The organism is Micromonospora matsumotoense, from assembly GCF_900091525.1.
GTDB lineage: Bacteria > Actinomycetota > Actinomycetes > Mycobacteriales > Micromonosporaceae > Micromonospora > Micromonospora matsumotoensis.
This window is the reverse complement of record NZ_FMCU01000008.1, coordinates 126621-139384: the sequence shown is the minus strand read 5'-3', so window position 1 is coordinate 139384 and position 12764 is coordinate 126621. Positions and strand designations below refer to the sequence as shown.

Genomic DNA, 12764 nt, shown 5'->3' with positions numbered 1-12764 from the left:
CGGCGCGGGATCGATCCCCAGGGTGGCGGGGGCCGGTGCGGAACAACGACGACCCGAGGGCCGTGCCGGCCGCCGGGCGTGACGGGCCGCCGGTCGTGGTGCGTTCAGGCGGCCGCCTGCCGGGGACAGAGCATCGGGTGCAGCAGCCGGGACAACTCGGCGACGTCGGCGACGGGTCCCGCGAAGCTCACCCTCGCCCGTCGGGTCGCACCGGGCCGGCCGTACGCGACCAGCAGGCCGTACCGGTCGATCCGGACCACCCGTGGCGACTCGGCACCGGAGAGCTTCAACTGCCGGCGCAGGTGGCCCGCGACCTGCTCGGCGTGGTGGTCGGCGAGGTCGGCCAGCAATCCCGCCTCGGCCGCGTGCAGCGGGTCGGGCTCGGCCTGCGCGTACGCCTGCGGGTCGATCGGGCGCATCCCGCCGGTGTGTTCCCAGCGGGCCTCGGCCACCTCGAACCGGTGCAGCTGGAACCGGCTGCCCACGTCGAGCAGGTCGCCGGTCGGCTGGGTGGTGGCGAAGTCCATCGCGGCCTGACGTGCCTCGTCGCCGTCGAGACGTTCGGCCCAGCCGGAGACCCAGGCCCGGCCGAGCGAGGGGGCGCCGGCGGTGGGCGGCAGGTCGAGCACGTCGAGGGCGGTGGCGACGTCGGTCTCCCCGGCCGGCGGCGCGAGCGCCGTGGCGAGGTCGCTGAGCGCCGGCACCAGCAGCAGCACCCGGCCGTCGGGGTCGGTGGCGTGCCGGACCTGGTGCGGGCCGGTGCTGCCGGCCAGGTGGGCGAGGGCGGGCAGCCGGCCCGCGACGAGGGTACGCACGATCTCCGCCGGGCTGGGTCGCATGATCCCGAACTCCTCAATGTAGGTTAGCCTTGCCTAAGTTGCAGGCTAGACCATTCGATCGGAGACGTCGACGTGAACCACCCCCGACCCAAGGCCCGGCTCTCCCGCGCGCTCGGCATCCCCTTGACCCGCAAGTGCGTGCGGTACTTCGAGCGGCGTCCCTACCCGCCGGGCGTGCACGGCCGCAACCGTCGCAAGACCTCCGACTACCAGGTACGGCTGCTGGAGAAGCAGCGGCTGCGCCACCAGTACAACGTCAGCGAGGCCCAGCTGCGCCGGACGTTCGACGAGGCCGCCCGGGGCGCCGGGAAGACCGGCGAGTCGCTGGTCGCGCTCCTGGAACGGCGACTCGACGCGCTGGTGCTCCGGGCCGGGCTGGCCCGCAGCATCTACCAGGCACGCCAGCTCGTCGGGCACGGCCACTTCACCGTGGACGGCCGCAAGGTCGACCGGCCCTCGTACCGGCTGCGGCCCGGCCAGGTGGTCGCGGTGCGCGAGCGCAGCCGCGCCCTGCCACCGTTCCAGCTCGCCGCCGCCGGCGCGCACGCCGATGACCGACCCCGGCCGTACCTGTCGGTGGAGCTGAGCGGATTGAGCGCCACGCTGCTGCGCGAGCCCGCCCGGCACGAGGTGCCGGTGATCTGCGACGAGCAGCTCGTGGTGGAGTTCTACTCCCGCTGAGCGGTCAGCGGCGGTCCGGTCCACCGCCCGTGCCGCGGTTGCGGTGTCGACGGGCCGCCGCTGTCCACCGTGCGCCCCCTGCGGGTCGGCCCCGGGCCGGCGGTGGCGCGGTCGGCCCACGCCGTCCACAGCCGGGCGTAGTTCCCACCCGCGTCGACCAGGTCGGCGTGCGGGCCGCTCTCGACGATCGTGCCCTGTTCCGTTTCGACGGGGGCTGGGATCAGGCCCAGGGTGCCGTCGAGAAGGCGGAGGAGTCGCTGACCTGGGGTTCCGGTCGCGGTGGTGCACGCCGGTCGGGCGCGCACCACCGCGACCACCACCTGCACTCACGGTCTGGCCGGTCGGTTCGCCCGTACGCTCCACCGCCCGTCCGCGCGGGTGAGCCGGATGGGATGGTCGAAACACTTGCTGACCTGGTCGCTGGTGAGCACCTCGTCGGCGGGACCCGACGCCAGGCAGCGCCCGTCACGTAGCAGCATCACATCGGTCGTTCCGGGAGGAAGCTCCTCCAGGTGGTGAGTGACCAGGACGGACGCGAGTTCCGGGTAGGTGTGTTGCAGCGTGTCGAGCCGCTCGATGAGCTGTTCCCGGCCCGCGACGTCAAGACCGGTCGCGGGCTCGTCGAGCAGCAGAAGTCGCGGACTGGGCATCAGCGCCCGGGCGATCAGCGCACGGCCCCGTTCCCCCTGTGACAGGGTCGGCCACCGTGCCGCATGGCGCTCGCCGAGGCCGAGCAGACCGATCAGACGATCGGCCGTCGCGATCTGCTCCGGTGTCGGCTCCCAGCGGGGAACGCGTTCGTTGGTGTTGGTCAGCCCGGTCAGCACGACGTCCTGCACCGTGAGGGGCGAACGCAGATCGTGCCGCGGATTGACGTGGCCGACGTAAGAACGCAACTCCCGCATGTCGACCCGACCCAACCGGTGGCCCAGCACGTCCACGGTGCCACGGGTGGGGTGCGCGACCGCGCCGAGAAGGCTGAGCAGCGTGCTCTTGCCCGCCCCGTTGGCGCCGAGCAGCGCCCAGTGCTCGCCGGCCCGTACCGTCAGTGACACCTCGGACAGGATCGGCTTGCCGTCGCGGACGACGGCCGCATCCGTCACGCGTAGTACCGGGGGCGCGGTCACGAGGTGGTCCGCGTGCAGCGGTTGACGGCGGCCATGACCGCGTGCACCGACGCGGTCAGGACGGAGGTGTCCCCGCCGACGCCCCAGCACGTGACGCCGTCCACGCGGCACTCGGCGTAGGCGACGGCGGGGCTGCCCGGTCCCGGGGTGGTGGAGTGCTCGGTGAAGCCGAGGATGTCGATCGTGAAGCCGACGGTGCGGAGGGCTTCGGAGAGGGCGGACAGCGGCCCGTTGCCGGTGCCCCGGCAGGAGTGCTCCCGCCCGTCGATCCGCACCGTGCAGGTGAACTGGTGCGTGCCGGGCGCGGTTTCCTTGGTGGTCCAGGAAACCAGGGTGACCGGGCCGTCCAGGGCCGGGGTGAGGTAGGTGGTGCGGAACAGCGCGAACAGTTCCTGGTGGGTGAGCTCCTGACCGGTGGCGTCGGTGACCTGCTGTACGACGCGGGAGAAGTCCGGGCGCAGGGCCTGGGGGAGGTCCAGGCCGTGGTGGGTGCGCAGGAGATGCGCGATGCCTCCCTTGCCGGACTGGGAGTTGATCCGGATGACCTCCTCGTAGGTGCGGCCGATGTCGCCCGGGTCGATGGGCAGGTACGGCACCGCCCACGGGGCCTCCTCGGCGGGGACGCCCAGCTCGGCGGCCTGCTTGGCGTGGTGGACCAGGCCCTTGGCGATGGCGTCCTGGTGGGTGCCCGAGAAGGCCGTGTGGACGAGGTCGCCGCCATAGGGATGACGGGGGTGGACCGGCAGCCGGTTGCAGTACTCCACCACCTCGCGCACCGCGTCGATGTCGGAGAAGTCGATCATCGGGTTCACGCCCTGCGCGTACAGGTTGAGGGCCAGGGTCACCAGGTCGACGTTTCCGGTGCGTTCCCCGTTTCCGAACAGGCAGCCTTCCACCCGCTGCGCCCCGGCCAGGACGGCGAGTTCGGCGCAGGCCACGCCGGTGCCGCGGTCGTTGTGCGGGTGGACCGACAGGATCACGGACTCACGGCGGGCCAGATGGCGGTCCATGTACTCGATCTGATCCGCGTACACGTTGGGGGTGGCGATCTCTACCGTCGCCGGCAGGTTGTGGACCACCGGCCGGTCCGGGCTCGCCTCCCACCGGGCGGTCAGACTGTTGCAGACCTCCAGGACGAAGTCCGGCTCCGTGAGGTTGAAGACCTCCGGGGAGAACTCGAACCGGATGTCGGCACCGGGGCGCTCTTCGGCACGACGCAGCAGATAGGTGGCGGCGTCCCGGATCAACTCGTGGACCTCGGCGCGGGAGCGGCCGAGCACGACGTTGCGCCACGTGGGTGCGGTCGCGGTGTAGAGGTGCACGAGAGTGCGGGGGAGCCCTTCGACGGAGGCGATGGTCCGGTCGATCAGGTCCCTGCGGGCCGCGGTGAACACGGAGATGGTGACGTCCCGGGGGACGTCGTCGCTGTCGGCCAGCTGGCGTACGAAGTCGAAGTCGGTCTGGCTGGCGGAGGGGTAGCCCACCTCGATCTCCTTGAAGCCCATGGTGACCAGGAGGTCGAACATCCGGCGCTTGCGCTCGGTGTCCATCGGCTCGGCCAGCGCCTGGTTGCCGTCGCGCAGGTCGACGGGCACCCACAGCGGGGCCCGCCCGATCCGGCGCGAGGGCCAGGTCCGGTCCGTGAGCGGCAGGGCGACCCGTTCGTGCGCAGGCTGGTAGCGGTGCTGTGGCATCGCGCTCGGGCGCTGGGGATTCCAGCGCGCCGCGTCCGCCGGGACGTCACCGGCGGGGGTGCGCAGGGTGGGGAACGCCATTCCCCGAGAGTGGCAGGTTGTCATGCGAAACTTCTTTCGGTCGGCCATCCGGCGACCGGCGCAGCCCGGTGCCCCGCTACGGGGTGCCGGTCGTGTCAGGCCCCGCAGCGGCAGCCGAGGAGGAGATGCTCGTACGGCAACATGTGCCGTACTGTAACAACAGCTCAGGTCCTCAGACAACCTGAGAGGTATAGAAGGGTGATCTCACATGTCGCTAGGCGCCCTGCGGCCGTCCCCGCTGGTCGAGCAGGCCACCGACCGCCTGCGCGAGCAGATCACCGGTGGTGCGTGGGCCGTGGGGACGAAGCTCCCCGGCGAGACCACCCTGGCCGAGTCCCTCGGTGTGGGGCGTTCGACCGTCCGGGAGGCCCTGCGAGCCCTCTCCGGGGCAGGGCTGGTGCAGGCGCGTCAGGGATCCGGTGTGTTCGTCATCGCGACCACACCCCGGCAGGATTGGTCCACCCGGCTCCGCCAGGCGGCCATCACCGATGTCTACGAGGTCCGGATGCTCGTCGAGGTCGAAGCTGCGCAGTTGGCCGCACAGCGTCGGACGGACGACGACGTCACCGCCCTGCACGAGGCCCTGGCCCGGCGTCGTGCTGCCGCGAACGCCGGCAACGCCGAATTCGTCGCGGCCGACATCGCCCTGCACGAGGCGGTGGTCGCCGCAGCGCACAACCCGGTGCTCACCGGCCTGTTCACCGAGTTCGTGCCGGTGCTGCAGCGGCGGCTGCTCGACCTGGTGGAACTGCTCAGCCTGCGTTCCGACGACCCGAACCACGGCGACGAGGGGCACGCCGCGCTGGTGGGCGCCATCGCGGAGGGGGACGCCGGGGCGGCCGGACGGGCGCTGCGGGACGAGCTCACGCAGACGCTCGCCTTGCTCCATTCCCTCTGAACTCGTCGTCCCCGCAGCGCGGGTGCAGACGCGACGGCGAACCATGCCTCACGGCGGGTAGTTCCGGACCTGGTTGTCGGGGTGGGGGCCGCGTCGCGTCGGCTCGATCGCCCGGCGGGGAGGCGTCACGACCCGTCCGGCGGGTTGGCCGGCTGCTGTCCCGGCCAGAACGGCCACTCCTCGAACGACCGGCAGCGTCCGTCGTCGGCGAAGCGCATGACCCACAGGTCGCGGTACTCCTGCGCGACCGGGTCGCCGTAGCGGACCTCATGCCGCGACACGGCGGTGTCGCCATCGACGGCGACGATCTCGCTGGTCAGCTGGAAGACCTCGTCGGGGCCTTCGCGCTGTTTCTCCCACATCCGGGCGATGGCCGGCAGGCCCACGACGGGCGTCCAGTACGGCCCCTGCTGGTAGCTCGCATCCTCGGTGAAGAGAGTGACCAGCGCGTCCGTGCCCGGCGTCCGCCACGCCTGCTCGTAGCCGGCGAGCCAACGGTCGACGTGTGTCCTGTCCATGCCCCACACCCTGCCATCCCCCGGCGGGCGCGTCGCCGGATCGCCCCCGGTGCTGACGGGCCTTTCTGCCGCGCAGGTGGTGCCGCAGCTCACCCTGACGAACTGTACCGGCTGGTCGGTACAGTTCTGCCATGATCTCCGTTCCCACCGCGGCGGCAGGGCCGGTGTTGTCGACCCGACGGCGGTGGGCGGCCCTGGCGGTGCTGGCCGCGGCGGTGCTGCTGCTCGCCGTCGACGGGACGGTGCTCTCACTGGCGGTGCCGGCGCTGACCGCGAGCCTGGCACCGACCGCGGAGCAGGTCCTCTGGATCGGGGACATCTACTCGCTGACCCTGGCGGGGCTGCTGGTGCTGATGGGCAACCTGGCCGACCGGTTCGGCCGGAAACGGGTCCTGCTGATCGGCTCGGTGGCCTTCGGCGCGGCGTCGCTGCTGGCCGCGTTCGCCCCCAGCGCCCAGGCGCTGATCGGGGCGCGTCTGCTGCTCGGTGTGGCGGGCGCGACGCTGATGCCGTCCACGCTGTCCCTGATCCGCAACATCTTCACCGACAGCGGCGAACGGACCCGGGCGATCGCGATCTGGTCCACCGCCTTCGGGGCGGGATCGGCGATCGGCCCGCTCGTGGGCGGGTTCCTGCTGGAGCACTTCTGGTGGGGCTCGGTGTTCCTCATCAACGTACCCGTGATGATCCTGGTGGTGGTCTCCGGCCTGCTGCTGCTGCCGGAATCCCGCGACCCGCAACCGGGTCGCTTCGACGTGCTCTCCGCGCTGCTGTCCATGACGGCGATCGTGCCCCTGGTCTACGCCATCAAGCACGTCGTCGGGGCCGGCGTCGACGGCGTGACAGCGTCGTGCCTGCTGGCCGGCCTGGCCGCCGGTGTGCTGTTCGTACGACGCCAGCGGCGACTGGCACAGCCCATGCTCGACGTCGAGTTGTTCCGCAACGGGGCGTTCTTCGGGGCGGTCGTCGCCAACGTCATCGCCATCTTCGCGCTGGTCGGGCTGCTCTTCTTCTTCTCGCAGTACCTGCAGTTCGCCCGTGGGTTCAGCCCGTTGCAGGCGGGGTTGGCCGAGTTGCCCGCCACCCTGGCCTCGATCGTCGTGGTCGTGATCATCGCGCTGGTCGTGGCCCGGCTCGGCCAGGGCCGGGCCATCGCGCTCGGCCTGGTCCTGGCCGCCGCCGGGCTGGCAGCGGTGGCGGCGGCCGCGCACGCGCCGTACGTGTGGCTCGGTCTGGCGCTCGTGCCCATCGGTCTCGGGATCGGGCTGGCGATGACGCTGACCGGCGACGCCATCATCTCGGCCGCGCCACCGCGCAAGGCCGGCTCCGTCTCCGCGATCACCGAGACCGCCAACGAACTCGGAGTGGTGCTGGGCATCGCGGTGCTGGGCTCCCTGCTGTCGCTGGTGTACCGCCACCACGTGAGCGTGCCGGCCGGACTGCCCGCCGGGGATGCGGCGCGGGTCCGTGACTCGCTGGGATCCGCGCTGCAGGTGCTGCCGCCACAGTCCGCTGCCGGCGCGCGCGACGCGTTCATCACCGGCATGCAGGTCACCTCGTCGGTCGCGGCGGTGCTGACCCTCGCCGCGGCGGTGCTGGCCTGGGCGCTGATCCCGTCGCCGCGCACGCCGCGGCCGTAGGTACGGTGTCGCCGTGGGACGCACAGCCGGCCGGTCGCCGCAGGACACCCGACGCGCCCTGCTGGACGCCGCAGCGGACGCCGTGCGTGCCCGGGGGATCCACGCCTCCCTGGACGACATCGCCCGGTTCGCCGGTGTGTCGAAGGGCGGGCTGATCTACCACTTCGCCAGCAAGGAGGAGCTGATCCTGGAACTGGCCCGCGATCAACTCGCCGCCTTCCAGGCCAGCATCGACGCCGCGCTGGACCCGGCGGACACCGCACCAGGAAGGCTGACCCGGGCCTACCTCCGCGCGGCCGTGGGGCCCGCCGACGACGACGCCGCGGTACGCGAGTCGCTGGCGCTGGTCACTCAGCTCATGACGCTGCCCGCGGTCGCCGAACTCGCCCGCGCCGACGCGGAACGGCTGGAGGAGGCACTCGCCGCTGACGGACTGCCTGCCGATGTGCTGGCGCTCGTGGTGGCGGCGGCGGACGGCATGAGCACCGCGCCCCTGTGGGGTGCCCCGACGCATACGCTCGCCCATCGACGGCTGGCAGAGCGGCTGGTGCACCTGACCCGGCACCCGCACCTGTGGGAGACCGTCGTCCCGTGAGGCCGCACCACCCACGAGCGCTCCCGACGGGGCCGATGTGCTGGGATGGTCCCATGGATCCGCAAGGTCCGGCAGGCGCCCCGGGCCGGAGGAGGCCACTGTCGACGTCCCCGACAGAGCTTCTGGCGCAGCGGTTGTCGCGGGCGGGGATTCGCGACGTCGTCACCGTTGTGCCGGTGAGCGGTGGACTTGCCGCGCTCGCCGGAATAGCCCACCGCCAGGACGCGCCGCCGGTCTTCGTCAAATCCTTCGCCGAAGCGCCCGATGGTGACGACGCCGCCTTCGTCGCGGAGGCCGAGGGGCTGACGGCCCTGCGGGACCTCGCCGGGGTGCCGACACCCGAGGTGATCGTGGCGAACCACGAGGTGCTCGTGTTGTCGGTGCTGCACCCGAGGCCACCCGACCGGACCTTCTGGGAGCAGTTCGCCCACGCGCTCGCCCACCTGCACACCAGCACCGTCCATCGCCGCTTCGGATGGCACCGTGACAACTGGTTGGGACGCTGCCGGCAGATCAACGCCTGGGCCGACGACGGTTTCGCCTTCTTCGCCGAGCACCGGTTGCTCCGCTGGCTCTCCGAGCCTCGGGTCGAGTCGGCGCTCGAACCCGCCGACCGGGCCGCGTTGCAACGGTTGTGTGCCCGGCTCCCCGAACTGTTGCCGGACCGGCCGGCCTGCCTGACGCACGGCGACCTGTGGGCCCAGAACGTGCTGGCCACTGCGGACGGGCGGGCGGCGCTGATCGACCCGGCGGTGTCGTACACGTGGGCCGAGGTGGACCTAGCCCATCTCTGGACCACGGCGCCGCCGCCGGAGTCGCGCCGGTTCTTCGACGTCTATGCCGAGCTGACCGGTCTCGACGACGACTGGCCGGCCCGTATGCCGGTCATCCAGCTGCGACAGCACTTGGCGGTGCTGGCCCAGTTCGACGACGACTGGGGCGCCGCCGAGACGATCCGGGCCACGCTGAGGCCGTTCCGGGCGAGGGCCTGACCGGGGTGTCGTCGGTCAGGTGAACCGACGGCTCTCCGGCCGGTCCCTCGGGACGGCGGGCCACCTGGGGCCGGCGGTGAGTCGCTGTCGAGCCCGCGTCGGACGCTCCCGGGGCGGGCCGGTGTGGCGGGCCCCGGGCAGGCCCACCGTTCCGGTTCCGCGCCGGGCGCTGTCGGTTGGCCGCCAGTGTCCGGGCGCGGACAACGGCGCTGTCCGGCGTCGGGTCCGGCCGATGATGGGGAACGTCGACGTGCCGTCGCGACAGACCGGCGGGCGGGGCACTGCGGGCAGGAGAACGGGCATGTCATTCGAGGTCGACTTCAACTGGGCGTCGCAGGCCGTCATCGAGACGGTGGCGGTGCCGTTCCCGTCCCTGGAGACGTCACCCGACGTGGTCGTCGCCGATCCTGCGGTCCCGCAGCTGGCCTTCCAGCAGTCCGGCCCGGTCACGGTCACGATGCTCGGCTGCGGCCGGTGGAACCGGGACACCAGCTACCGGTTCAACGCCGGCTGCAACCCGCAGCCGCACCACGCGGCGGAAGTGGGGGAGATCGGGGTGCTCTTCGCTGCGGAGGCGCAGCGGTTGGAGGACTGGTTCCTCCAGCGGTATCCGACGTCCAATCCGGTGGTGCTCAAGAACGGCGGGAAGTGGAACCTCGTCCTCACCCGAAACGGTGCGGTCTTCAACTTCCACGTCGGCGTCCGGCCGGACCTCGGGTAGTTTGCCCGGGGCCGAACCGACGCCGGCCACCCGGGCGACAGGGTGCCCGGTGGCCGGTCGCGGCGGCGGCGCCGCTGACGCGAGGCGACGGTGGGCGGCGCGCGGGTGTCGACCGGCGTGGGAACGGAAGGCTAGGCTGCGACCAGGCTTCATAGAGGCAGGGAGATGTCGTGTCGCGCCGCACCGGTAGGCCCTCGTACCAACTGTCCGCGCCCGAACCACGCCGTCCGACGCGTCTCGCCGTTGTCGTCGCGGCGGTCGGGCTGGCGGCTGCTCTCCTGGGTGGCATCGTCGGGTACGCGGCCGGTCGACCGGACGCCACGGAGTCGGCCATCGCCGACATCCGCCAGGCCGAGGCGAAGCGGGACACCCAGCAGATCGCCGAGCTGACGGCGACGGCCCGCCGCCTCCGGGAGGAGGTCGCCCCGGTTCTCGCCGCCCTGCGGGCCGACCCGCCCGCCGACCGGCAACCCGACCCGCAGCAGGTCCGCCAATGGCAGCAGACCCTGCTGCGGGCGGCGGAGCCGTTCGCCAACCCGCCGTCGGGCACGACCGCGACCAATGTGGCGCGTGGTGGGCTGCGCAGCGCCGTGGAACAGGCGTCCCTGGCCGTCGAGTCGTATCTGCTCGCCGTCACCGGGCCGCTCACCCAGCGGGCCGCGCTGACGGCACTGGCCAAGCGGCAGGCCACCGAGGCCGCCACCGCCTGGTCGGTCGCCGCCACCCAGCTTGATCAGATCAACGTCGATGCCGGCCACGGTCACCAGCATGTCTACCTGGAGGGCGACCACGACGATGGCGCCCTCACCCCCGACGGTGCGGAGGAGGGCTCCGGCGGGTGACCGGTGCCCGGCCGGGCAGCACCGATCACCCGTCCGTCACCCGCAGGGACCACCGCAACGACCCGCCATCCCGCCGGCGTCACGGGACGAAACTGGCGTAGTAGGACGCCGCCATGTCCTCGTCGCCGTGACCCTGCGCGGTCGCGCGCCGGAACCGTTCCGCCCCGGCGGCCAGGACATCGAGGCGTAGCCCGTGGTCCGCACCGGCCGCGACGATCAGCCGGGCGTCCTTCTCGGCGGTCTCCACCGCGAAACTCGCCGGCGACAACCGGCCCTGCCGCACAAGATCGGTCTTGGTGTGCAGGTAACCCAGATCCAGCGGACCATCCTTGATCACCTCGAAGAAGCGGTCCGGGTCGACGCCGAGCGCCTCGGCCAGCGCCAGCAACTCCACCGCGCCGTGCGTCACCGTCAGGACCCAACTGTTCGCCACCAGCTTCAACCGGGTGCCGTCACCCCGCGCGCCGTCCTCACCCAGCCACACCACCCGGGCCGCGATCGCGTCGAACACCGCAGCGAGCTTCTCCCGGCCGGTCTGCGGCCCGGCGGCGAGCACGGTCAACTGGCCGGCCTCGGCGGGCTGCCGGGTGCCGAGCACCGGCGCGTCATAGAACGCCACCCCGTGCTCGGCGGCGACCTCGGCGAGCGCGGCCGCATCGGCCAGGCTCGCGGTGGTCGTCTGCAGCCAGGCCGCGCCCGCCCTGAGTCCGGGTGCGGCCCGCCCGATCACGTCGCGAACGGTCGCACCGTCGTACAGCATCGTGATGATCACGTCGGCGTCGCGTACGGCGTCGGCCGGTGTGTCCGCCACGGTCGCGCCGGTCCCCGCCGCCTTGTCCGGCGACCGGTTCCACACGCGTACGGCGTGCCCCGCCCGGACGAGATTGCGGGCCATGGCGGCACCCATGATGCCCGCGCCCAGCACGCCTACTGTCAACTCATCGGTCATGGGGCCATCCTCGCCCACGGTCGGCCCCTGCAGGACCGGACGTACCGGGCTGCCCCCGGCGGTGTGCCGGGGCGTCAGACGTTCCGGCAGCGGCCCGAGTCGATGCTCGTCCCGACCGCGGTCAGCTCTGCTGGTAGTTGACCGCGGCGAACCCGCACGGCTGGTGCAGGTGCAGGTAGTACGCGCCCTCGCCGTAGTCGTCCAGATCCGCGCCGCCGAGCAGACCCAGGTAGTCCATCGGTTGCCGGCAACCGGGGCAGTCGGGGTGGTCGGCATCCTGGATCCAGTCGGGCCGGCCACCCAACGTCGAGCCGCCCCGGTCCCACGCGCTGGCCTGGTAGGGGCTCTGCCGGACCTCCCCGGGTACCGGCACCAGCGCGGGCGGGTCCTCCGTCCCGGCGGGGCCGAGGTGGTCGGGGCGGGTGTTGCCGCTCCACCAGTCGGTGCCGCCGGCCGGCGTGACCCGGCTGTACAGCGTCGTGTAGCAGGCGCAGAAATAGCAGGTCTCGATCACCAGCCGGCCGGACCAACCGGTGTGCGCCAGCGCGACGCCGACGGCAGGGTCCGCCGTGTCGAGGTCCACGGCGGTCCACTGCGGCGAGGCGCACCACGGACAGGGGGGAGTGTCCGCCCGGCGTGGCGTCGCGTGCAGGATCCACCGGTACGCGGTGTCACCGCACAGGTCCCGTCGGTGGCCCTGCGGGTCGACCGTCCAGCCCCCTTCGCGCGCGTAGTCCAGGGCACCGACGTGCAGCGTGTCCGCGCCGGCCGGGGGCTGGGCCGACCAGCGCCGCACGGCGTTCTGGGCCAGCGGGTGGGCGGTGTGCGCCAGGGCGACCAGCAGATGGTTGAGCTGCTCCGGTGTGCGGCCACCGTCGATGCGCTCGACGATCCGACGGACCACGTCGGCGTCGGCTGCCCGGTACAGCTTTCCCGGCCACAGCACGTCCCGGTCGAGCAGCGAGCCCAGGTAGGGCGTCAACCTGCCCGGATCGGTGTCCGCGATCAGGGACAACTCCTCGACCGCGTCGTCGTCACCGGCGGCCACCTTCCGGACCAGCTCCTCGATCATGGGGCGATGCTAACCAACCCGACCGACGGTGTTTCCCCGGCGCGTGTCGGCGTCCGGCATCCACAGGTGGGTACTGTCCCGCCCGCCGTCTTCGGCGGACTCCGCCGGATCGCGA

The 12764-nt window shown here is 72.4% G+C and carries 14 protein-coding genes; 7 read left to right on the top strand and 7 right to left on the bottom strand.

Features of this window, described 5'->3' with window-relative positions; translation table 11 throughout:
• Positions 1-104: 104 nt before the first annotated feature.
• Positions 105-839 carry a DUF2470 domain-containing protein gene (locus GA0070216_RS17700; protein WP_091247161.1) on the bottom strand — a complete coding sequence of 245 codons (735 nt, stop codon included), beginning with the start codon at positions 837-839 and terminating at the stop codon, positions 105-107.
• Positions 840-911: 72 nt separating this feature from the next.
• On the opposite strand from GA0070216_RS17700, the gene rpsD reads away from it, so the two are divergent.
• Complete coding sequence (gene rpsD, locus GA0070216_RS17695) at positions 912-1520, top strand: 30S ribosomal protein S4 (protein ID WP_091247159.1); 609 nt, start codon at positions 912-914, stop codon at positions 1518-1520.
• On the opposite strand, the gene GA0070216_RS17690 is transcribed toward rpsD, so the two are convergent.
• The 3 genes from GA0070216_RS17690 to leuA are packed head-to-tail and all read right to left on the bottom strand — an operon-like array spanning position 1508 to position 4422.
• Positions 1508-1840 (bottom strand): hypothetical protein, encoded by a 333-nt coding sequence (locus GA0070216_RS17690; protein WP_141723124.1) that lies wholly within the window; start codon positions 1838-1840, stop codon positions 1508-1510. The genes rpsD and GA0070216_RS17690 overlap by 13 nt on opposite strands.
• Before the next feature lie 6 nt (positions 1841-1846).
• The gene (locus GA0070216_RS17685) at positions 1847-2623 is read right to left on the bottom strand and encodes an ABC transporter ATP-binding protein (RefSeq protein WP_218108229.1); all 777 of its coding nucleotides are present in this window, start codon (positions 2621-2623) and stop codon (positions 1847-1849) included.
• Positions 2624-2643: 20 nt separating this feature from the next.
• A complete protein-coding gene (gene leuA, locus GA0070216_RS17680; RefSeq protein ID WP_091247152.1) occupies positions 2644-4422 on the bottom strand; it encodes a 2-isopropylmalate synthase in 1779 nt (592 codons plus the stop codon).
• Positions 4423-4630: 208 nt separating this feature from the next.
• Between leuA and GA0070216_RS17675 the strand changes: the two genes are divergently transcribed.
• Entirely contained in the window at positions 4631-5320 is a 690-nt protein-coding gene (locus GA0070216_RS17675; RefSeq protein ID WP_091247150.1) for a FadR/GntR family transcriptional regulator, read from the top strand.
• 125 nt (positions 5321-5445) lie between these two features.
• On the opposite strand, the gene GA0070216_RS17670 is transcribed toward GA0070216_RS17675, so the two are convergent.
• Positions 5446-5838 carry a YybH family protein gene (locus tag GA0070216_RS17670; protein WP_091247148.1) on the bottom strand — a complete coding sequence of 131 codons (393 nt, stop codon included), beginning with the start codon at positions 5836-5838 and terminating at the stop codon, positions 5446-5448.
• Between the two features lie 131 nt (positions 5839-5969).
• Between GA0070216_RS17670 and GA0070216_RS17665 the strand changes: the two genes are divergently transcribed.
• The 5 genes from GA0070216_RS17665 to GA0070216_RS17645 all read left to right on the top strand — a co-directional run bounded on the left by GA0070216_RS17665 (position 5970) and on the right by GA0070216_RS17645 (position 10628).
• Positions 5970-7478, top strand: coding sequence for an MFS transporter (locus tag GA0070216_RS17665; protein ID WP_091247145.1), 1509 nt, complete (start codon positions 5970-5972; stop codon positions 7476-7478).
• A gap of 13 nt (positions 7479-7491) precedes the next feature.
• Complete coding sequence (locus GA0070216_RS17660; RefSeq protein WP_091247142.1) at positions 7492-8073, top strand: TetR/AcrR family transcriptional regulator; 582 nt, start codon at positions 7492-7494, stop codon at positions 8071-8073.
• A 176-nt stretch (positions 8074-8249) separates the two neighbouring features.
• Positions 8250-9065 (top strand): fructosamine kinase family protein, encoded by an 816-nt coding sequence (locus GA0070216_RS17655; protein ID WP_245722560.1) that lies wholly within the window; start codon positions 8250-8252, stop codon positions 9063-9065.
• Positions 9066-9366: 301 nt separating this feature from the next.
• Entirely contained in the window at positions 9367-9786 is a 420-nt protein-coding gene (locus GA0070216_RS17650) for a hypothetical protein (protein ID WP_091247137.1), read from the top strand.
• 170 nt (positions 9787-9956) lie between these two features.
• Positions 9957-10628 (top strand): hypothetical protein, encoded by a 672-nt coding sequence (locus GA0070216_RS17645; RefSeq protein ID WP_091247135.1) that lies wholly within the window; start codon positions 9957-9959, stop codon positions 10626-10628.
• Positions 10629-10707: 79 nt separating this feature from the next.
• Here GA0070216_RS17645 and GA0070216_RS17640 read toward each other — a convergent pair whose 3' ends face one another.
• Both GA0070216_RS17640 and GA0070216_RS17635 read right to left on the bottom strand, forming a co-directional pair.
• Complete coding sequence (locus tag GA0070216_RS17640) at positions 10708-11577, bottom strand: NAD(P)-dependent oxidoreductase (protein WP_091247132.1); 870 nt, start codon at positions 11575-11577, stop codon at positions 10708-10710.
• A 121-nt stretch (positions 11578-11698) separates the two neighbouring features.
• Entirely contained in the window at positions 11699-12649 is a 951-nt protein-coding gene (locus tag GA0070216_RS17635) for a hypothetical protein (RefSeq protein WP_091247130.1), read from the bottom strand.
• Positions 12650-12764 lie beyond the last annotated feature (115 nt).